Origin of the sequence: Rhodococcus sp. 4CII (assembly GCF_014256275.1) — a bacterium.
Taxonomy (GTDB): domain Bacteria; phylum Actinomycetota; class Actinomycetes; order Mycobacteriales; family Mycobacteriaceae; genus Rhodococcus_F; species Rhodococcus_F wratislaviensis_A.
Window position 1 is genome coordinate 599,461 of the sequence record NZ_JACCFE010000002.1, and the last position, 19,848, is coordinate 619,308.

The 19,848-nt window shown below is 69.3% G+C and carries 19 protein-coding genes; 3 read left to right on the forward strand and 16 right to left on the reverse strand.

All coding sequences use genetic code 11. The features are described 5' to 3' along the window. Positions 1-86 precede the first annotated feature (86 nt). From H0B43_RS03675 to H0B43_RS03690, 4 genes are all read right to left on the reverse strand, one after another. Entirely contained in the window at positions 87-392 is a 306-nt protein-coding gene (locus H0B43_RS03675) for a hypothetical protein (protein WP_185729244.1), read from the reverse strand. Between the two features lie 125 nt (positions 393-517). Beyond that, positions 518-931 (reverse strand): hypothetical protein, encoded by a 414-nt coding sequence (locus H0B43_RS03680; protein WP_185729243.1) that lies wholly within the window; start codon positions 929-931, stop codon positions 518-520. A 136-nt stretch (positions 932-1,067) separates the two neighbouring features. After that, entirely contained in the window at positions 1,068-2,798 is a 1,731-nt protein-coding gene (locus H0B43_RS03685; protein WP_185729242.1) for an acyl-CoA dehydrogenase family protein, read from the reverse strand. 68 nt (positions 2,799-2,866) lie between these two features. Continuing rightward, a complete protein-coding gene (locus H0B43_RS03690; RefSeq protein ID WP_185729241.1) occupies positions 2,867-4,612 on the reverse strand; it encodes a proline--tRNA ligase in 1,746 nt (581 codons plus the stop codon). A gap of 56 nt (positions 4,613-4,668) precedes the next feature. Here H0B43_RS03690 and yaaA point away from each other — a divergent pair, with 56 nt between their 5' ends. Beyond that, positions 4,669-5,412, forward strand: a complete 744-nt coding sequence (gene yaaA / locus H0B43_RS03695; RefSeq protein WP_185729240.1) for a peroxide stress protein YaaA — start codon at positions 4,669-4,671, stop codon at positions 5,410-5,412. A gap of 52 nt (positions 5,413-5,464) precedes the next feature. Here the strand turns inward: yaaA and H0B43_RS03700 are convergent, their stop codons facing one another. The 4 genes from H0B43_RS03700 to H0B43_RS03715 are packed head-to-tail and all read right to left on the reverse strand — an operon-like array spanning position 5,465 to position 8,940. After that, positions 5,465-5,857, reverse strand: a complete 393-nt coding sequence (locus tag H0B43_RS03700) for a universal stress protein (RefSeq protein WP_185729239.1) — start codon at positions 5,855-5,857, stop codon at positions 5,465-5,467. Further along, positions 5,854-7,413 (reverse strand): tripartite tricarboxylate transporter permease, encoded by a 1,560-nt coding sequence (locus H0B43_RS03705; RefSeq protein ID WP_185729238.1) that lies wholly within the window; start codon positions 7,411-7,413, stop codon positions 5,854-5,856. Before H0B43_RS03705 ends, H0B43_RS03700 begins: the two co-directional genes overlap by 4 nt. A 1-nt stretch (position 7,414) precedes the next feature. After that, positions 7,415-7,954 (reverse strand): tripartite tricarboxylate transporter TctB family protein, encoded by a 540-nt coding sequence (locus H0B43_RS03710; protein ID WP_185729237.1) that lies wholly within the window; start codon positions 7,952-7,954, stop codon positions 7,415-7,417. Then, the gene (locus H0B43_RS03715; RefSeq protein ID WP_185729236.1) at positions 7,951-8,940 is read right to left on the reverse strand and encodes a tripartite tricarboxylate transporter substrate binding protein; all 990 of its coding nucleotides are present in this window, start codon (positions 8,938-8,940) and stop codon (positions 7,951-7,953) included. Before H0B43_RS03715 ends, H0B43_RS03710 begins: the two co-directional genes overlap by 4 nt. Positions 8,941-9,007: 67 nt before the next feature. Here H0B43_RS03715 and H0B43_RS03720 point away from each other — a divergent pair, with 67 nt between their 5' ends. Together H0B43_RS03720 and H0B43_RS03725 are read left to right on the forward strand one after the other, a co-directional pair. Then, positions 9,008-10,624, forward strand: coding sequence for an ATP-binding protein (locus tag H0B43_RS03720; RefSeq protein WP_185729235.1), 1,617 nt, complete (start codon positions 9,008-9,010; stop codon positions 10,622-10,624). 30 nt (positions 10,625-10,654) lie between these two features. Next, positions 10,655-11,329, forward strand: coding sequence for a response regulator (locus tag H0B43_RS03725; RefSeq protein ID WP_185729234.1), 675 nt, complete (start codon positions 10,655-10,657; stop codon positions 11,327-11,329). A gap of 9 nt (positions 11,330-11,338) precedes the next feature. Here H0B43_RS03725 and H0B43_RS03730 read toward each other — a convergent pair whose 3' ends face one another. The 8 genes from H0B43_RS03730 to H0B43_RS03765 form a co-directional block, all read right to left on the reverse strand. Further along, positions 11,339-12,106: a trypsin-like serine protease gene (locus H0B43_RS03730; RefSeq protein ID WP_185729233.1), complete on the reverse strand. Its 768-nt coding sequence runs from the start codon at positions 12,104-12,106 to the stop codon at positions 11,339-11,341. Positions 12,107-12,166: 60 nt separating this feature from the next. Next, on the reverse strand, positions 12,167-12,538 hold the full coding sequence (locus H0B43_RS03735; RefSeq protein ID WP_185729232.1) for a glyoxalase superfamily protein: 372 nt from the start codon (positions 12,536-12,538) through the stop codon (positions 12,167-12,169). 55 nt (positions 12,539-12,593) lie between these two features. Beyond that, positions 12,594-14,027: an MFS transporter gene (locus tag H0B43_RS03740; RefSeq protein ID WP_213015453.1), complete on the reverse strand. Its 1,434-nt coding sequence runs from the start codon at positions 14,025-14,027 to the stop codon at positions 12,594-12,596. A 92-nt stretch (positions 14,028-14,119) separates the two neighbouring features. Further along, on the reverse strand, positions 14,120-15,346 hold the full coding sequence (gene cobA, locus H0B43_RS03745; protein ID WP_185729231.1) for a uroporphyrinogen-III C-methyltransferase: 1,227 nt from the start codon (positions 15,344-15,346) through the stop codon (positions 14,120-14,122). A 48-nt stretch (positions 15,347-15,394) separates the two neighbouring features. Further along, complete coding sequence (locus H0B43_RS03750) at positions 15,395-15,787, reverse strand: cobalamin biosynthesis protein (RefSeq protein ID WP_185729230.1); 393 nt, start codon at positions 15,785-15,787, stop codon at positions 15,395-15,397. Further along, on the reverse strand, positions 15,780-17,180 hold the full coding sequence (locus H0B43_RS03755; protein ID WP_185729229.1) for a cobyrinate a,c-diamide synthase: 1,401 nt from the start codon (positions 17,178-17,180) through the stop codon (positions 15,780-15,782). Before H0B43_RS03755 ends, H0B43_RS03750 begins: the two co-directional genes overlap by 8 nt. Beyond that, positions 17,174-17,788: a cob(I)yrinic acid a,c-diamide adenosyltransferase gene (gene cobO / locus H0B43_RS03760; RefSeq protein ID WP_185729228.1), complete on the reverse strand. Its 615-nt coding sequence runs from the start codon at positions 17,786-17,788 to the stop codon at positions 17,174-17,176. The genes H0B43_RS03755 and cobO overlap by 7 nt, the downstream gene beginning before the upstream one ends. Before the next feature lie 34 nt (positions 17,789-17,822). Continuing rightward, entirely contained in the window at positions 17,823-19,739 is a 1,917-nt protein-coding gene (locus H0B43_RS03765; protein ID WP_185730120.1) for a VWA domain-containing protein, read from the reverse strand. Positions 19,740-19,848: the final 109 nt, after the last annotated feature.

The window sequence follows — 19,848 nt, forward strand, 5'->3', positions numbered from 1 at the left end:
GGCGAGGGCGCTCACCCCTCGGAATCGCCACCTCGTGAGTGCCGATTCCGAGGTCTCGTCACGAAGAAACGACCGGTCGGGGCCACTCACCCCCAGGGAAGGCCGGGGCCACCTCCTCCACCGAAGTCGTAGCCTCCGACGTTGGCTCCGCCGGGTCCGGCCTTGACACCGTCCACGGCGATCGGTCCGACGTGGGGGCCGCCGATGTCGACGTTTCCGCCCTGAGCGTTCGGTCCGGGAGCGACGGTGGCGACGGAGGGATCGGACGAGGGGGCATCCGCGTCCGGGGCGGCGGACGCGATGCCTGCGCCGGCAGCGAGAACGAAGCATACTGCCGCGACGGTGGCACCCGTGCGTGTCAGCAGGGTGGAGAATTCGAATGAAACCGGCATGGGAAACCTTTCGCAAAACGGTGGCGCCGGGGAGGCGGGGAGGGCAGTCCGGGTGCCGAGGGGCCGGCACCCGCAGGTGACGGCCCCTCGGCACTGTTCAGTGAGATCGAGCGATCACGACTCGGTCACCAGCAGATGACGAACCCGCAGTTCTGGGTGTTGTCCGTGGTGGTCGTGTCGCCCGCACCCGCGCCTCCGTTGGCGTTGCCGCCGTTGGCGTCACCGGCGTTGCCGCCGTTGGCATCTCCGGCGGCGCCGCCGTTGCCGCCGTTGCCACCGTTGCCGGCGTTCTGGGGCCCGGTCGTGGTGCCTGGACTGCCGATGACCGGCCCGCCGAGAACGACGTTGCCACCGGCGCCGTTGCCTCCGGCGCCTCCGGCGCCGCCCTGCGAGGTGCCACCGTTACCGCCCTGAGAGGTCCCGCCCGGGGCGGTGCCGCCGTTGCCGCCGGGATCTGCAGAGGCGATTCCCGCTCCCGCGGTGAGTGCGAATCCCGCGATCGCCAGAGCGGAAAGGGTGCGCTTGAGGGTGTGTGCCATGTGTGAATCTCCCTGTGTGGGTGGGGGTTTTGCTTGCCACATAAGAATGCGGTCTCCGCACCCACCGAAACAGGTACCCCAGGGGGAGCAACCGGCACCCCGAGGGATGCCCCCTCCCCACCCTGAAGAACCCTCGCTACGGCCGCATCTCGTACGCGCCGTCATAGGCTTCCGCCTGCGCCCACACCCGCGTGAATCGCTCGGCGTCGACCACCGGGCGGCGTATCGCGCCGAGCGCCCACTTCTGCTGCGCCTCGGTGGCAGACGATTTGCCGTGCAGCGCAACGGCGTAGCCGGAGAAGTCGCGGATCTGGAAGTCGAAGATCTGATCGATCAGATCGCGGTCGATGCCGGCGATCGCGGCCTGCTCGAGGATCAGGTGCCCGTAGACGACGAGAGAGAACAGGTGCCCGAGGTCGAGCAGGAAGTCGAGGTCCTTCTGCTGGCCCGCGTCGGGCGGAGCGGTGGTGAGCAGTTCCCGGAGGGCGGTCGCCTGTTCGTGGAACCGGGCCACGTTGGGGACGTCCGAGTGCGCCTCGTAAGTCGTCGTCCAGTCGTGGAACCGGATCTTGCCCGCACCGCGGGTCGGGCCCTGAGCCCAGAAGAAGGCGTCGTCGGCGGAGTCGAGCCGGGGGCCGATCTCCGGGTACTCCGCCGGATTCAGCAGGTAGTTCGGCATGAACTTGAGGATGAGGCCGACGTTGACGTGCACCGTGCCCTCGAGCTTGGGCAGGGTGCCGATCAGCTGGGCGGCCTCCCGGAAGTAAGTGTTCTTCTCGTACCCCTTCGCCGCGATCACGTCGTGCAGCAGCGCGATCACCTTCTCCCCCTCCGAGGTGACCTTCGCCTTCGTCATCGGATTGAACAGGAGGTACCGGCGGTCGTCGAGACTCGCGCTGCGGAAGTAGTCGACGGAGCGTGCGCTGAACAACTTCATCGCGATCAGCCGGCTGTAGGCGTCGACGAAGTTCCCCCGCACGTGCGCGAAGTCGGTGACAGGGTTGCCGTACAGAATCCTGTTGTGCGCGTGGGTGATCGCCTCGTAGAAGGCGTGTTCGGAGATGCCGATGGAGCCGGTGCACAGGTTGAACTTGCCGACGTTCACCGTGTTCAGTGCCGCCTCGAACGCCGCGACCCCGGTATGGAGGATGTCCTCCTCCCGCACCGGGTAGTCGTCGAGCCGGAACGTACTGACGTACATCTGGCCGTGCACCACGTTGCCCCGCAGGTGGTATGCGGGATGGCGACTGTCCGCGACGAAGAAGACGTACCCGTCGCTCCCGTCGACGTCGGTGCGCCGACCGAACACCGACACCATGCCCGCGACGTTGCCGTTGCCGATGTAGTACTTGTCACCGGTCGCGGTGAACGCGAGATCCGGGTCGCCCTCGGCAGGTGTCAGCAGCATGTCCGTCGAATAGACGTCCGCGCCGTGCTCCTTCTCCGACAGACCGAAGGCGAGCACCCCGCCGTCGTCCAGGAGCCGTGCAGCGCGGTCCTTCGCGGCGCGGTTCTCGCTCATCCAGATGGGGCCGAGACCCAGGATGGTGACCTGCCACGCGTACCAGTACGCCAGACCGTAGAACCCGAAGATCTCGCTGAGGGCGGCGTTGCGCGCGGCGTCCCAGCGCTTGTCCGGATTGCCGCCCGCGAGTTCGGCAGGGGTGAGGAACGTGGCGAACAGTTTCTCGCGTGCGACGAACTCGAGGAAGTCGTCGGGCCAGACGGCGGCCAGATCGTCCTCGAGCAGCTGCTTCTTACCCCGCGCCTCGAACCAGTCGATCAGCGCCCGCAGCAGTCTGCGCGTCTCCGGATCGAAATGTTCGGGATCGTAGGAGGTCGGATCGAACAGCAGGGAGTTCGCCACAGCAGGCCTTTCGTCCGGACGTGTCAGGCCAAGCTAACAGTCCGGACGAAAGGAATGGGGCGGTTTGATCAGCCCTTGACGGTCTGGACGATCTCGGTCAGCGCCGACTCGGCGGCCACCTCGCGACTCTCGCCGGTGAAGCGGTCGCGGACCTCCACCTTGCCCTCGCTCCACCCGCGGCCGACGACCACGACCAGCGGAACACCGAGCAGTTCGGAATCCTTGAACTTCACACCCGGCGACGCCTTGCGATCGTCGAGGATCACCTCGAGTCCGGCCTTGTCGAGCTCGGCGGCGAGACCCTCGGCCCCTTCCCGGGCGGTGTCGTCCTTGTTGGCGATCACCACGTGCACGTCTGCAGGCGACACCTCGGCAGGCCAGCGCAGACCCTTGTCGTCGTGATGCTGCTCCGCGATCACGGCGACGAGGCGCGAGACACCGACGCCGTAGGAGCCCATGGTGGGGCGGACGGGCTTGCCGTTCTCGCCGAGCACGTCCACGGAGAACACGTCGGTGTACTTGCGGCCGAGCTGGAAGACGTGCCCGATCTCGATGCCCCGGGCCGCGACCAGTTCACCGGCACCGTCGGGCGACGGGTCGCCGCCGCGGACCTCGGCGGCCTCGATGGTGCCGTCCGGGACGAAGTCGCGGCCCGCCACCAGCCCGACCACGTGCTTGCCCTTCTCGTCGGCTCCGGTGATCCAGCTGGTGCCGTCCACGATCCGGGGGTCGACGAGGTAGCGAACTCCGTTGGCTTGCAGCGCCTTCGGTCCGACGTAGCCCTTGACCAGGAACGGGTTGGCCTCGAAGTCGGCCTCGGTGAGCAGTTCGAATTCCGCGGGCTCGAGCGAGGCGCCGAGGCGCTTGTCGTCCACCTCGCGGTCGCCGGGAACACCGATGCCGAGCAGTTCCCACTTGCCACCCGGCTGCCGCGTCTTGACCAGGAGGTTCTTCAGGGTGTCCGAGGCGGTGACCGTCCGGCCGAGATCGGCGTCGTTCGCCCACGCGACGAGCGTCGCGATCGTGGGGGTGTCCGGCGTGTCGTACACCTGCGCGGCGGGCAGTCCGTCGAACGGAATGGGTTCGGGAGCCAGCGTCTTCACGGCCTCCACGTTGGCGGCGTAGCCGGACTCCAGGCAGCGGACGTACGTGTCCTCACCGATCTCGCTCTCGGCGAGGAACTCCTCCGAAGCGCTGCCGCCCATCGCACCGGACGTCGCCGACACGATGACGTATTTGACGCCGAGCCGGGCGAAGATCTTTTCGTAGGCGTCGCGGTGCGCCTGGTACGACTCGGTGAGGCCCTCGTCGGTGAGGTCGAACGAGTACGAATCCTTCATGATGAACTCGCGGCCGCGGAGGATGCCGGCCCGCGGGCGCTCCTCGTCGCGGTACTTGGTCTGCACCTGGTACAGGGTGACCGGGAAATCCTTGTACGAGTTGTACTCACCCTTGACGGTCAGCGCGAACAACTCCTCGTGGGTGGGGCCGAGCAGATAATCGCCACCCTTGCGGTCCTTCAGGCGGAACAGTCCGTCGCCGTACTCGGTCCACCGGTTGGAAGCCTCGTACGGTTCCCGCGGCAGCAGGGCGGGCAGGGAGATCTCCTGCGCGCCGATCGCGTTCATCTCTTCCCGCACTACCCGCTCGACCTCGCGGAGCACCCGCAGACCCAGCGGCAGCCACGAATAGACGCCGGGCGCGATACGGCGCACGTAACCGGCGCGGACCAGCAGCTTGTGGCTGGGGACCTCGGCGTCGGCGGGGTCGTCGCGCAGAGTGCGGAGGAACAGGTGGGACAGGCGGGTAATCACGGGATACCAGAATAGTCGGCTGGGACCGCGGCGGACGCGTCGGTAGGGTTTCGTGCGTGCTGGTGCTACTTCCCCCCTCCGAAACCAAGTCCGACGGCGGCGCCGACGCGCCCCTCGACCTGGCCGAGCTGTCCATGCCGCAGCTCACCGAAACCCGCGAAATGCTGGTCCAGGCGCTGGTCACGCTGGCCGCGGATGTGGAGGCGTCGCAGGTCGCGCTCGGCCTCGGCCCCACCCAGGCCGACGAGATCGAACGGAACGCCAAACTGTGGGTCTCCCCCACCCGCCCCGCGCTCGCGCGCTACACCGGCGTGCTGTTCGACGCGCTCGACGCCAGATCGTTCACCAAGGCACAGAAATCCAAGGCGCAGTCGCGGCTGGCGATGGGATCCGCACTGTTCGGCGCGGTCCGCGCGGACGATCTGATTCCCGCCTACCGGTTGTCGGGCGGATCGAAGCTCCCCGGGCTCGGCACCCTCCGGGCGTTGTGGAAGCCGGAACTCAGCCGGGCGATCACCGCCGAAGCGGACGGTCTCGTCGTCGACCTGCGGTCGGGGACGTACCAGCAACTCGGACCGATTCCCGACGCCGTGATCGCCACCGTGCTCACCGAGAAGCCGGACGGCACCCGCACCGTCGTCAGCCACTTCAACAAGCATCACAAGGGTCTGCTGGCCCGTGCGCTGACGATCTCGCGCGCCGAACCGGACGACGTCCGCGGTGTGGCACGAGTGGCGTCGAAGGCGGGGCTCCGGGTCGAGGTGGTGTCGGAGCGCGAACTGATCATCCTCACCGACTGACCTGTGAGTACTTGTCACCCGCGGGGGCGGTTGACAAGTACTCACAGGCGCGTCAGCGCACGTCGGGCTTGACGGCCAGCACCGGTTTGCGGCAGGACAGCAGCAGTCGCTGGGCGGTGCTGCCCATCAGCAGTTTCCCGACGGGGGTGCGGTCGCGGATGCCGATGACCAGGAGCTCGGCGTTCGGCGCCGTCATCGCCTCGAGGATCACGTCGACGGTCTCGTCCCCCACGATCTGCCGGACCTCGTGGTCGACGCCGCTCGCCGACAGCGTGCCTTCGAGTTCCTGGAGCTGCGCATTGTCGGCGAACGACTGGTCGGCGAGGGAGTCGCCCTTCGACGTGTTGATCACGAGCAGCGACGTCCCGCGCAGCTGCGCCTCCGCGACGCCGTGGTCGAGGGCCGCTCCCCCGAACTGGTCGGGGGTGTATCCGACGACGATCATGCGTGTGCCTTCTCTCTGGTGTCGGTGGAGCCGCCGCCGGCCGGTCCGTCCGGGAAATCGGGCGCCGCGACCGGGTAGTGCGAGCGGACGACCTTGGCGACGAGGGGTGCGATGAGGAGCACTGCGATCACGAGGTAGACGATGATCGCGACGGGCTCGGTGAACAGGCTGCCCCAGTCGCCGCCACCGAGTTGCAGGCTCTGCCGCAGCTGCCGTTCGATGCGCGGCCCGAGGATGACGCCGATGATGAGCGGCAGCACCGGTAGCCCGAACCTGCGCATCATCAGACCCATCAGCCCGAACGTCAGCAGCAGCGCGAGGTCGAGCCACTGGAGATTGACGGCGAATGCGCCCAGTGCGGCGAAGAACAGGATTCCGGCGTAGAGGTAGGGACGCGGGGTGCGGAGCAGCTTCGCCCACAGCGGCGCGAGCGGCAGGTTGAGCACCAGCAGCAGGAAGTTGCCGATGAACAGGCTCGCGATCAGCGTCCAGATCAGGAGCGGTTCCTTCTCGAACAGAGTCGGGCCCGGCTGGATTCCGTACGACACGAACGCCGTCAGCATGACCGCGGCCGTCGCGTTGGTCGGCAGGCCCAGCGACAGCATCGGCACGAGTGTGCCTGCCGCCGAAGCGTTGTTGGCGGCCTCGGGCCCGGCGACACCTTCGATGGCGCCCTTGCCGAATTCGTCCTTGTGCTTCGACAGCTTCTTCTCGGTGATGTAGGAGAGGAAGGTGGGCAGTTCGGCGCCGCCTGCGGGGAGCGCACCGAAAGGGAATCCGTAGGCGGTGCCCCGCAACCACGGTTTCCACGAACGCTTCCAGTCGCTCTTGCCCATCCACGGCCTGCCGACCGGGATGACCTCTGCCGGTCGGCGACGGAGGTGCGCGGCCACCCAGAGTGCCTCACCCAGTGCGAACACGGCGACCGCGACGACGACGATGTCGATCCCGTCGGACAGCTGCGGGATGCCGAACGTGGCACGCGGCTGACCGGTGAGGAAGTCGATGCCGACGAGGCCGATCGCGAGACCGAGCAGCAGGGAAATGCAGCCGCGGAGCTTCGAGGTTCCGAGGACGGCCGTGACGGCCACGAGAGCGAGCAGCATGATGGCGAGGTAGGACGGCGCGCCGAGGGTGACGGCGAAACTCGACACCATCGGTGCGAACAGCACCAGGAGCATCGTGCCGATCGACCCGGCGACGAACGATCCGATCGCGGCGGTCGCCAGGGCCTGCGCGGCCCTGCCGGCCTTGGCCATCTTGTTGCCCTCGATCGCCGTGATCACCGACGACGATTCGCCCGGCGTGTTCAGCAGGATCGACGTCGTCGACCCGCCGTACATGCCGCCGTAGTAGATGCCGGCGAACATGATGAACGCGGCACTCGGGCTGACGTTGTACGTGACGGGAAGCAACAGGGCCACGGTCATGGCCGGCCCGATACCCGGGAGCACGCCGACGGCCGTGCCCAGCAGGACACCGATGCACGCGTAGAGCAGGTTCATGGGGGTGGCCGCCTGCTCGAACCCTTGCAGCAGCCAGTTCAAGTTGTCCATGTCAGAGGATTCCGTCCAGAATGCCTGCGGGCAGCGGGATTCCGAGCCCGACGTAGAACGCGTAGAAGCTGCCGAATCCGAGCACCGCGCCGATCGCGATGTTGCGGACCCAGTGCCGGCTGCCGAGGATCGTGGCCGCACCGGCGAACAGGAACGTTCCGACGATCGCCCAGCCGAGGAGGTCGATCAGGGCGATGGTGGCGACGAACAGCGCCACGAGCAGTCCGACGGTCCGCCAGTCACCCGACGAATCGAGGTCGACGTCCTCGCCGCCGTCGGCTTCACCGGTCGACCCGCGCAGGATCGCGACGCCGAGCGCCACGGCGACGACCACCAGGCCGCCTCCGATGACGAGCGGGAACAGCCGCGGCCCCACCGGGTCGACCTTCGCGAAGCCCTCGCTGAGCGACAGCGCGTCGACGATGAGGAACACCCCGACGGCCACCATCACGGCGCAGACGACGAACTGCGCGAGGTCTCGCCGCTTCGGGGCCGAGGCCGCGTCCGCCGCGGCGGCGGACGGTTCGACGGGGGCGCTCATGTCAGCCCCAATTCGGCCAGGGTGGACGAGACCCGCTCGTCCTGGTCCCGGAGGAACTGCTCGAACTCCGGTCCCGTCGTGAAGGCGTCACTCCAACCGTTCTTCACCAGGGCCTCCTTCCATTCCGGTGTGTCGTGCAACTTTTCGAGCGCCTCGACCATGTCCGCCTTGGCGCCGTCGGACAGTCCGGGCGGGGCGAGCACTCCCCGCCAGTTGGTGAACGTCAGGTCCACTCCGGCCTCGGTGAGGGTCGGCGCGTCGATGCCCTCGACCCGCTCGTTCCCGGACACGGCGAGCACCCGCACCTGGCCGGCCTCGATCTGGTCGACGTACTCACCGAGTCCCGATGTGCCCGCGGTGATCTTCTGGCCGAGGAGGGCGGTCAGAAGGTCGCCGCCGCCGTCGTAGGACACGTAGTTCACCGAGTTCGGGTCCACTCCGACCGCGCGCGCCGTCTCCATCGGAAACAGGTGATCCGGTCCGCCGGGCGAGGAACCGCCGCCGATGGTGATCGATGCCGGGTCGGCGCGCCACGCGGCGACGAAGTCGTCGATGGTCTGGAACGGTGAATCCGCGGGCACGAGAATGCCTTCCTGCTCCTCGACCACCTTGGCCAGGGCGGTGGCGTCGGATACCCGCGCGCTGGACCCGTTGGTGTACCCGGCGCCGACGACGCCCAGGCCCATCATCATCATGAGGTCGTCGTTGCCGGCCTCGTTCATCAGCCTGGCCATCGCGACGGTTCCACCGGCGCCGATGACGTTGAACACTTCGACGCGGCCGGTGATGCCCTCGTCTTCCATGATCTTCACCGCGGTCCGCGCCGTGAGGTCGTAGCCGCCACCCGGACTGTTCGGGACCATCATCCGCACCCTGTGCAGACCCTCGTCGTCGCCGCGGGTGACACCGCAGCCGGCCACGAGGAGACCTACGAGCGCAAGCAGGAGCAGCGCGCGTACGCTGCTCCCGCTACCTGTTCTCGACATCGTTCCCCATTTCGCCATGAATGTGATCTTCGGCAATACTGGACCCGACCGGTGATGCACGTCACCTATGCGAACGAAACGGAACTTAAGTTCATTGTGGTCACCACTTCACCCCCGCGTGCGTAGCCTCGCGGGCCAGGTTCTGCTCCTCCAGCTCGTCGTCGTCGGCGTCGTACTGCTCGCGGTGGCCGCGGTGTCCGTTCATCAATCGACCGTGGAGTTCCGCGACCTCCAGGGGCAGCGCATGATCGCGGTCGCCGAGAATGTCGCGTCGACTCCGGTGGTGCGCGACCAGTTGTCGGACCGCTCGGTCGAACGTGTGCTGGCACCCGAGGTCGATCGCGCCGTCAACCTGTCGGGTGCCACGCTCGCCGAGATCGTGGCGCCGAACGGGACCGTGTCGGTGTCGTCCGATCCGACCCGGCTCGGGGCACCCGCGGAACTCGGCGCCAGCGATGTGATGACCGGACGGGCCTGGTCGGGCGACGTGGACGTCGACGGACGGCACGCCATCGTCGGCCACGTCCCGATCCTGTCCGCCACCGGGGACGTGCTCGCGGTGGTCTCCGTCAGCGACGACTACCCGTCCGTGTGGGACCTGCTCAGCAGCGCCGGGGCGCGCCTGCTGCTATATCTGGGGATCGGCGCCGGTCTGGGGCTTCTCGGCTCGTGGCTGCTGTCGCGCCGCATCAAGACCCACACCCGCGGGCTCGAGATCGCCGAAATCGCAAGTCTCGCCGACCATCGCGAGGCGCTGTTGCACAGCATCCGGGAGGGAGTGGTCGCGGTGAACACGGGCGGCGTGATCACCGTCCTCAACGACAGCGCCCAGGAACTGCTCGACCTCACCGGCGACGCCGTCGGCAGGCACGTCGACGACATCGCGCTCGAGCCCGCCGTCCGGCAGTACCTCCTCAACGGGGAGGACGGCCGGGACGTGGTGCTGTCGACGTCGTCACGCATGCTGGCGCTGAGTCGCCGCGCAGCCACCAGCCAGGGGCACAAGATCGGCACCGTCACCACCATGCGCGACAGCACCGAACTCGCGTCGCTGCAGAGCCAGCTCTCTTCCCACAAGAGCGTCACCGACACGCTGCGGGCGCAGACGCACGAGTTCGCGAACCAGCTGCACACCATCTCCGGTCTGACCCAGCTCGGCGACTACGACGCCGTCACCGATTTCGTCGGCACTCTCACCCGCCGCCGCGCGGAGATCAGCGATGCTGTGACACAGCGCATCTCGGATCCCGCCGTCGCAGCACTGCTGATCGCGAAGACGTCGCTGGCCGCCGAGACCGGGGTGTCGCTGGCGCTGGAACCCGACTCGCATCTGCACGCCCTCGATCCTGAACTCGCCACCGATGTCATCACCGTCGTCGGCAATCTCATCGACAACGCCGTCGACGTGTCCGAAGGCGGGCGAGACGCGCGGATCTCGATCCGGATCACCGACGACGACGGCATCCTCATCGAGGTCGCCGATTCCGGCCCCGGGGTGCCCGAGACGATGCGGGAGGAGATCTTCTCGCGCGGCGTCACCTCGAAGCCGGGCACGCCGGGCGGCCGCGGAATCGGGCTCGCCCTGGTCCGGCTCGTCAGCGCCCAGCACGGCGGGTCCGCGGCCGTGTCGGACGCGCCGGACACCGGCGGTGCCCTGTTCACCGTCCACGTTCCGCGTAGTTAGACTCTCCGATCATGACGGGACGGCGCGGCGATGTATGAGGTCCTGGTCGTCGACGACGACTTCATGGTCGCGGAGATCCACCGCCGATTCGTCGACAAGACACCGGGGTTCACCACCGTCGGCGTGGCGCGAACCGCAGCCGAGGCACTCGAATCCGTACGCACCGGCAACCCCGACCTCGTCCTCCTGGACGTCTACCTCCCGGACATGTCCGGACTCGACGTCCTGCAACGACTGCGGGCCGAGGGCAACGCCGTCGGCGTCATCATGATCACCGCGGCACGGGAGATCGACACCGTCAGCCGGGCCCTGCACGGCGGCGCATCCGACTATCTGGTCAAGCCGTTCGACTACACGCAGCTGCAGGAGAAACTCGAAAACTTCCGGAGGCGCGCCCGCGCCCTCGAATCGCAGTCCGGTGCAGACCAATCGCTGATCGACTCCCTGTTCGGGGGCCAGAGCAAGACCCCGGAACCGAGCAGGCTCCCGAAGGGCCTGAGCGCCGAGACGGGGCGCCTGGTGCTCGACATCCTGCGGTCGAAAGGCGAGCTGTCGTCGACCGAATGCGCGGAACTCGCCGGACTGTCCCGCGTCAGTGTTCGCCGGTACCTCGAGCACTACCTGTCCGAGGGACTGCTGGAGGTGCGGCTCGAATACGGGGGCGCGGGCAGACCCGTGCGCCGGTATCGCCCCGTCCCGCGGTGACCCGGCCGGTCAGGATCGGGTGCAGGTGCCGGTGAGGGCGAACGGTGTCGAGTCGCCGGCGTCACGGCGCTCCGCACGGTCCAGCAGGGCGAGCGTTCCGGAGCCGAACGTCGGCGAGTAGGACACCGAGTCGGTGCACCCGCCGTGGTCGAGGCCGCCGACGACGCCCACGACCGTCGGACCCATCGCCCACGGGCCACCGCTCGTTCCCTCGCCGAGACCGTCGCAGACCACCGTGGGATAGCTGTCCGTCGACGTGGTCGGGGCGGTGCACGACACCGGGCCGTCGCCGAGGGTGGGATAGCCGGTCACCGTCACGGCGCTCGAAGTGGCCGGGGCGGTGGCCAGCTCGAATCCCCCACCGACCGCCGATTCGACGGTGGTCGGCAGGGTGGCACCGGTCGGGGCCACCCGGAGGACCGCGTAGTCGTGTTGTGGGTCCTGCGACTGAAGCCAGGCCGGGTCGACGTAGATCTGCGACACCGACCACAGTCCGAACGGTGACACACCGCGGTCGTATCCGGGCGCGAACGACAACGCGCCGCCGGACCCCGCGATGCAGTGGGCGGCGGTCAGCACGAGGTCGCCGTCCGTGCTGTCCAGTGCCGATCCGGTGCAGACGTGGATCGGCGTGCCGGCCAGGAACAGTGGACCGACACGAGGATCCTGCGCGGGGGCTGCAGGCGCGGCGGCGGCCGATCCCCCGGCGGCGCTGACAGCGAGGAGCAACCCCACCGCGGCTATCCCGGCGACGGTCGTGCGGAAGGGCGTGGCCACACGATCATCATGCTCGCTCGTCGCGGGCAGGCGGGCCGAATCCGGCGACGCGCCGTCGGCTCAGCTCCGCTGCGGGGGTTGCTGCAGCGCCCACTCGTTGCCGTCGGGATCGGCGAAGTACACGAACCGACCCCATGCCAGATCCTGCACCTCGCTGACCGGGACACCGCGGCCGGACAGTTCCGCGTGGGCGGCATCGGCGTCGTCGACGACGATCTGCAACCCGTGCACCGAGCCGGGCGGGGTGTCGACGAGACCCTCGCCGATGGCGATCGAGCAGGCCGAGCCGGGCGGGGTGAGCTGGACGAACCGCACGTTCTCGTCGACCCGGTGATCGTGGTCGACGACGAAGCCGACCTGGTCGGCGTAGAAGGCCTTGGCCCGGTCCACGTCCGACACCGGCAGGATGATCAGCTCGATTTTGAAGTCCATGACCGGATGGTATCGACGGTCTCCGGCTACGGTGCCGAAACCGGCCCGACCGCACTCACGCCTGTTGCGCAGCCTTCTCGGCGGCCTGCGCCTGGGCGACCTGTTGCGGTGTGAACCGGATGAACAGTGCGGCCAGCCCGGCGATGAGGGCGCAGCCGGCGCTGCCCACGAGGGCGAAGGTGTACCCGTTGCCCAGCGCCTCGAGTTGCGCCGGATTCATGTCGGCGACCTTCCCGGAGACGCCGCCGAGCGACAGTGTGCGCGACGTCGCCATCGCACCGATGACGGCGAGGGCGAGGGGCCCGCCGAGGGTCTGGGCGACCTGGGCGATGGCGGCGAGCGGTCCGATCTCCGTTTCCGAGACACCGGCGATGGCGCACAGCGGGAGCGGGACGACGGCGAGTCCGACACCGAATCCGATCCCGATGACGGGCACGAACAGGTTGCCGAGGTAGGTGGCGGAACTGTCGAGGGTCGAGCCGTAGAGCAGTCCGATCACCATGATGGTGGCGCCGGCGATCACCAGCCACCGGGGCTGGATCCGCACAGCGAGCTTGGATGCGACAGCGGCCGCGCTGCCAAGGCCGAACGCGAATGGGATGAACGCGAGACCTGCCTCGAGCGGGCTGTAGCCCAGAATGTCCTGAACGAACAACGCCACGAATGCGGCGACGGTGAACATGACGGCACCGGCGAAGAAGATCGCGACGAGGGTGGCCACCCGATTCTTGTCGGTGAACAGGGAGAACGGCAGCAGCGGATTGTCGGCGGTGCGCTCGACGTACAGGAACGCGCAGAACAGCACCAGACCGGCGACGAGCGCCCCGATCACGTACGGACTGTTCCAGCCGAGTTCCGGACCTTCGGTGAGCGCGAACACCACCCCGGTGGCCGCGACCGTCGCGAGGACCGCCCCCGGGACGTCGAGCGCCAGACGCTCGCCCGCCGTCTCCTTCAGCGCCACGAACGCGCACCCCACGATGACGACGCCGATGGGCACGTTGATGAGGAAGATCAGTCGCCACGACACCTCGGTGAGAGCGCCGCCGATGATGAGGCCCGCGATCGACCCGATTCCCGTCATGGCGGCGAAGATGGCGATGGCCTGGTTCCGGGCAGGTCCCGCCGCGAACGTGGTCGCGACCAGGGCCAGCGCCGTCGGCGACGCCACCGCGGCGCCGACTCCCTGCAGGAACCGGGCGGCGATCAGCATGAACTCGCCCACGGCGAGACCGCACAGCAGCGACGCGACGGTGAACAGGGCGACACCGCCGACGAACATCTTCTTCCGGCCGAACGCGTCGCCGAGCCGGCCGCCGAGGAGCATGAGACCACCGAACGCCAACGCGTACGAGGTGAGCACCCAGTTGCGGCCGCTGTCGCTGAGACCGAGATCGGCCTGCAGCGGCGCGAGCGCGAGGTTGGCGACGGTGCCGTCGAGAACCACCATCATCTGGAGCCCGCTCAGCACGATGATCGCCAGACCCATCACACGGGTGGCGGCAGGCGGGTTCACCGGCGCGGACTTCTTCGACGCCGAGGTGGTTTCGGGGATTCCGGGATCAGACACGAGGGTTCACGTTACCCAGCGTCCACAGAAAACCCGGCCACGGGCCCGATGACCACGATGGCAGGCGGGCGGATCTGCTCTTCCTTCACCCGGGCGGCGACCGACTGCAGATCGGCGCGCACAGTGCGCTGCGTGCGCAGCGTGCCCTCCTGGATGACGGTGACCGGAGTGTCCACGGGACGGCCACCCTGCATCAGTACCGTCGCGAACGCCTCGATGCGTTCGACGGCCATCAGCAGCACGATCGTCCCCTTCAGCCGGGCCAGCGCAGCCCAGTCGACGAGAGAATCCGGGTGGTCGGGCGCAACGTGCCCGCTGACGACGACGAACTCGTGGGTGACGCCGCGGTGGGTGACGGGGATACCCGCGGCCGACGGCACCGAGATGGCGCTGGTGATCCCCGGCACGACGGTGACGGGCACACCCGCCGCCGTGCACGCCTCGAGTTCCTCGTAGCCGCGCCCGAACACGTACGGGTCGCCGCCCTTGAGCCGAACCACGAACTTCCCGGCCTTCGCTCCGTCGATGAGGGCGGCGTTGATCGCCTCCTGCGCCATCGCACGGCCGTACGGGATCTTGGCCGCGTCGATCACCTCGACGTCCGAGCCCAGTTCGGCGAGCAGTTCCGGCGGGGCGAGGCGGTCGGCGACCACCACATCTGCCCGGGCGAGCAGCCGGCGGCCACGCACGGTGATGAGGTCGGGATCGCCCGGGCCGCCGCCGACCAGTGCGACACCGGCCGCCGGGGACTCGGCGGTGTCCGCGATCGCCCCCGATTGCAGACCCTCCACGAGTGCGGTGCGCACCGCGGCGGATCGCCGGTGGTCACCACCCGCCAGCACGCCGATGCTCATGCCGTCGTAGCTCGCGCTCGCGGGGGTGACCGCGGTGCCGTATCGGGCGTTGTCGGCGCGGACACAGAAGACCCGCCTGCGCTCGGCCTCGGCGACGATCGCCGCGTTGGTATCCGGCTCGTCGGTGCATGCGATGGCGTACCAGGCGTCGGCGAGGTCGCCGTCCCGGTATTCGCGGAGTTCCACCGTGATCTGCCCCGCGGTGGCCATTCCCTCGACCGCCGGTGTGACCGCACGGCTGATCAGGTGCACCCGCGCACCCGAGGCGATGAGGAGGCCGAGCCTGCGCTGCGCTACCGTTCCGCCACCGACCACGACCACACGACGATCGGCCAGGTTGAGTCCGACCAGGTAGTTGGTCTCGTCTCCGGTGGCAGCAGTCACGCGCTTTCCCCGTTTCTCCAGAAGATTCGTGCAGGTCTCGTCTCGAACCTACGAAACTTTACGGGCTGCCGCGACGACGACGCCATTCGCGGACCACTTGGTCACGATCAACGGTCCGCCGCCCGCGCCGAGCACCGCCGCCGCTTCCGCGACGCTCGGCGATCCGGTCGCCGAACGCACCCGCTCCGACGGGTTCGCCACGTCGACGGCAGCGAGTTCCCCGGCGGCGAATCCGCGGACGGGGACACCCAGCGCCGACGCGGCGTCCAGGAGGGCAGGCTCCCCCGCCTTGCGGTCCTGGGTGCTCAGGCAGTGCAGTGCCATCTCCGAGGTCGTCTCCGAGCTCGGGTCGGCGGACGTCAGCAACTGCCGGACGGCGGCGAGAATGTCCAGGCTGCCGGCTGCCGCCCGGAAACCGACACCGACGCAGACGTCAACCATGCGCTGCGAACGTGCGGGCCGCGGCCACGAACCGAGCAATCGCCGCCGGATGACCCGCGGGGTGCGTGTGCAGGTACGAGGCGTGCACGCCGGCACGGACGAAACCCTCGCGGGCAGCGATGCCGTCCCAGGGCCGCCAGCCCCAGGCGGGCGCGAAACCGTCCGCCGCGGCCGTGTCGAGCGATGTGCGATGGAACTCGTGGCCGACCACCCGCTCACCCGCGGAGAACAAGACGGAGTCCGACACCGCCACCGCCTCGCGGTATCCGAGCGTGAGTCGCGACCCGAAGGAGACGTCGACCCCGACCACCGAGGCCATCGCGTGACCGTCCAGGCTGCGAGCGAGATAGAGCAGACCGGCGCACTCCGCATGGATCGGTGCCCCCGCCGCGGCGAGTTCGCGGATCTGCATCAGGAGCGCGGTGTTCCCGGCGAGCGCGACCGCATGCTCCTCGGGGAACCCGCCGGGCAGCACCACGCCGCTCGTGCCGGTCGGCAGCGGGTCGTGCAGGGGATCGAACGTGGTCACGTCCGCACCGGCGGCGTCGAGAAGTTCGCGGTGTTCGGCGTACCCGAACGTGAACGCCCGGCCCCCGGCGATCGCCACGGTGGGGCGATCACCGGCCGGCGGTGGTCCGACCTCGACGGCCGGATCCCATTCCGGGCCGTCGACGGTCGAGGAGGCCAGCGCGCGGATGGCGGGCAGGTCGAGGTGACGGGCGGCGAGCCGGGTCATCGCGTCGACGGCGTTCACCGCGTCGGCGCCGTGCTCGGCCGCGGGGATCAAACCGAGGTGGCGGGACGGGACCTCCAGTTCGGCCATGCGCGGCACGGCGCCGAGCACGGGCAGGCCGACGCGCTCGCACGCCTGACGGAGCACCTCCTCGTGGCGAGGGCTTCCCACCCGGTTGAGGATCACGCCGCCGATGCGGACCCCGGGGTCGTACGTCGAGAAGCCGTGCAGGACCGCCGCCAGGCTCTGACTGTGCCCGCGGGCATCGACCACGAGCACGACGGGGGCGCCGAGCAGTGCGGCCACCTGAGCCGTCGACCCCTCGGCGGACGGGTCCTGCGATGCGGCGTCGATCTTGCCGTCGAACAGGCCCATCACGCCCTCGACCACGGCGACGTCGCAGCCCGCGCTGCCGTGCCGGTACAGCGGGGCGATCCGCCGGGCCCCCACCATGACCGGGTCGAGATTGCGTCCCGGACGTCCGGCGGCGAGCCCGTGATATCCGGGATCGATGTAGTCGGGCCCCACCTTGAACGGTGCCACCGCGCAGCCGGACTTCCGCAACGCACCGACCAAACCGGTTGCGACGGTGGTCTTTCCGCTGCCCGATGCCGGGGCGGCAATGACCACCGCGGGCACGGCGGGGAGCGTCGTCACCACTCGATGCCTCGCTGGCCCTTCCGGCCGGCGTCCATCGGATGCTTGATCTTGGTCATCTCCGTCACCAGATCGGCCGCGTCGATCAGCGCCTGCGGGGCGTCACGGCCGGTGATCACCACGTGCTGGTTGCCAGGCCGGTTCTGCAGGACCTCGACCACCTCGCCGACATCCACCCATCCCCATTTCAGCGGGTAGGTGAATTCGTCGAGCACGTAGAACCGGTGCTCCTCGGCGCCCAGCCGGCGAGCGATCTCGCGCCATCCCTCGGCGGCCGCGGCGGCGTGGTCTTCCTCGCTGCCGTGCTTGCGCGTCCACGACCAGCCCTCGCCCATCTTGTGCCACTGCACCGCCCCGCCGACGCCGCTGTCGTCGTGCAACCGGCCGAGGGCGCGAAAGGCGGCTTCCTCCCCCACCTTCCACTTGGCGCTCTTGACGAACTGGAACACCCCGACGTCGAATCCCTGATTCCAGGCCCGCAGCGCCATGCCGAACGCGGCTGTCGATTTCCCCTTGCCGGGTCCGGTGTGGACCGCGAGCACGGGAGCGTTGCGTCGTTGACGTGTGGTGAGGCCGTCGTTCGGGACGTTCTCGGGAACACCCTTGGGCATGTTTCGTCTCTCTCCTACCGAATCCGCCGGACGCTCACGCCGCGGCGCGGACGACACCCGCGACCTGCTGCGCGGACAGTTCGCCGAGGCGGACGTACCCGCCCCGCAGCTGCCGGGACAGTTCCGCGGCCAGTCCGAGCCGGACCATGCCGGTCTCGCAGTCGACGACCACCGACGCGACGGAGCTGTCGGCGAGCAGTCCCGCCGCGACCTTGGCCCGGTGCAGCGCGTCCTTGCCGCCCGTCGCCCGCCCGTCCGTCAGCGCGACGACGAGGGCGCGCCGCTGCGGATCACGGAGGCGTTCACGCAGCACGACCTCTCGGGCACGCAGGAAGCCTTCTGCCAGTGGCGATTTGCCCCCGGTCTTCATTCCGCGCAGGCGCCGGACCGCGATGTCCACCGAGGAGGTCGGGGGCAGGACCAGTTCCGCGGTTCGACCGCGCACCGTGATCACGGCCACCTTGTCGCGGCGCTGGTACGCGTCGCGCAGCAGCGAGACGACGGCACCGGTGACGGCCGACAGCCGATCGCGGGCCGCCATCGATCCGGACGCATCCACGACGAACACCACGAGGTTGCCCTCGCGGCCCTCCCGGATCGCCCCGCGCAGGTCGGCGGAATCCAGGATCATCCGGCCGGCGGTCCGGCCGCGGTCCACCTGACGGCCTGCGGCCGCGAACAGCGTGCCCACCAGATGGAGGCCGTGCCCCCGCTCAGCAGTGGAGCGCACCGCGCGACCGCGGGACGAGCGCGAACGCGAACGCCGGCCCGGCGCGCCCTCTCCGACGCCGGGCACCTCGAGGAGTTTGGTGGTGAACTGCGTGCCGGTCGGCCCGGCCGGACGCTCCTGCGGTGGCGGGGCGCCGCCGCCGGGTCCGTCGGGGTCGTCGGGCCCGTCGGGGTCGGTGCCGTCCGTGTCCTCCGCGCCCGGAGGGCTGTCGGGCGGAGATCCGGGTTCCGGCTCGTCCGGTTCCCCGGCGCCGGCCCTGGCGTCCTCGTCCGCCTGGCGGAGAGCCTCGTCGAGTTGCTGCTCGTCGAGACCGGGTTCGTCGAACGGATCCCGGCGACGACGGTGCGGCAGGGTCAGTTCCGCGGCAACCCGCACGTCCTCGGCGGTGACCGCCGCGGCGCCCCGCCACGCGGCGTGCGCGGTGGCGGTGCGGGCGAGGACGAGATCGGCGCGCATACCGTCGACATCGAATGACGCACAGAGAGAGGCGATTCGGCGCAACTCGACATCGTCGAGTTCGACCGAGACGAGCCGGTCGCGGGCCGCGAGGATCGCGGCGGCGAGCGCGGCGTCCTGCTCGGCGTAGCGCCCGGCGAACCGTGCCGGGTCCCGCTCGAACTCGAGGCGACGCCGGACCACCTCCATCCGCACGTCCACGTCCCGCGACGCCGAGACGTCGACGGCCAGCCCGAACCGGTCCAGTAGCTGCGGCCGGAGTTCACCCTCTTCGGGATTCATGGTGCCGACCAGCACGAACCGGGCGGCATGCGAGTGCGAGATGCCATCACGCTCGACGTGGACCCGGCCCATCGCCGCCGCGTCGAGAAGCACGTCGACCAGATGGTCGTGCAGGAGATTGACCTCGTCGACGTAGAGGACACCCTGATGGGCCGCCGACAGCAGTCCCGGCTGGAACGCACGTTCGCCGTCGCGCAGGACCTTCTCGAGGTCGAGGGAGCCGACGACCCGGTCCTCCGTGGCACCGACCGGCAACTCGACCAGGCGCGCCGGCCGCGTCCCGTTCTCGTCGTGCACCGCGGGCAGCAACGCGGTGAGGGCACGGACCACCGTCGACTTGGCCGTCCCCTTCTCGCCCCGAACCAGGACGCCACCGATACCGGGGTGGACCGCGCAGAGGACGAGCGCCAGCCGCAACCGGTCCTGACCGACCACCGCGCTGAACGGAAATCCCCACGAAAAGTCGGGTCGAACCTGGTCCACTTCACGATCGGTGCGCACGCTGCATCCCTTCACGTCCCGGTTCCTCGCCGAGAGCTTTGGCCGGTACGAACGCCGCGGCAATCTGGCTGGGAGACCGGGACGGCGACCA

Bases quoted from the DNA above. Each gene is read 5' to 3' on its own strand.
- H0B43_RS03675 (WP_185729244.1), bottom strand. From the start codon at position 392: ATGCCGGTTTCATTCGAATTCTCCACCCTGCTGACACGCACGGGTGCC.
- H0B43_RS03680 (WP_185729243.1), bottom strand. From the start codon at position 931: ATGGCACACACCCTCAAGCGCACCCTTTCCGCTCTGGCGATCGCGGGA.
- H0B43_RS03700 (WP_185729239.1), bottom strand. From the start codon at position 5,857: ATGATCGTCGTCGGATACACCCCCGACCAGTTCGGGGGAGCGGCCCTC.
- H0B43_RS03705 (WP_185729238.1), bottom strand. From the start codon at position 7,413: ATGGACAACTTGAACTGGCTGCTGCAAGGGTTCGAGCAGGCGGCCACC.
- H0B43_RS03710 (WP_185729237.1), bottom strand. From the start codon at position 7,954: ATGAGCGCCCCCGTCGAACCGTCCGCCGCCGCGGCGGACGCGGCCTCG.
- H0B43_RS03715 (WP_185729236.1), bottom strand. From the start codon at position 8,940: ATGTCGAGAACAGGTAGCGGGAGCAGCGTACGCGCGCTGCTCCTGCTT.
- H0B43_RS03720 (WP_185729235.1), top strand. From the start codon at position 9,008: ATGCGAACGAAACGGAACTTAAGTTCATTGTGGTCACCACTTCACCCC.
- H0B43_RS03725 (WP_185729234.1), top strand. From the start codon at position 10,655: ATGTATGAGGTCCTGGTCGTCGACGACGACTTCATGGTCGCGGAGATC.
- H0B43_RS03735 (WP_185729232.1), bottom strand. From the start codon at position 12,538: ATGGACTTCAAAATCGAGCTGATCATCCTGCCGGTGTCGGACGTGGAC.
- H0B43_RS03740 (WP_213015453.1), bottom strand. From the start codon at position 14,027: ATGGGTCTGGCGATCATCGTGCTGAGCGGGCTCCAGATGATGGTGGTT.
- H0B43_RS03750 (WP_185729230.1), bottom strand. From the start codon at position 15,787: ATGGTTGACGTCTGCGTCGGTGTCGGTTTCCGGGCGGCAGCCGGCAGC.
- cobO (WP_185729228.1), bottom strand. From the start codon at position 17,788: ATGCCCAAGGGTGTTCCCGAGAACGTCCCGAACGACGGCCTCACCACA.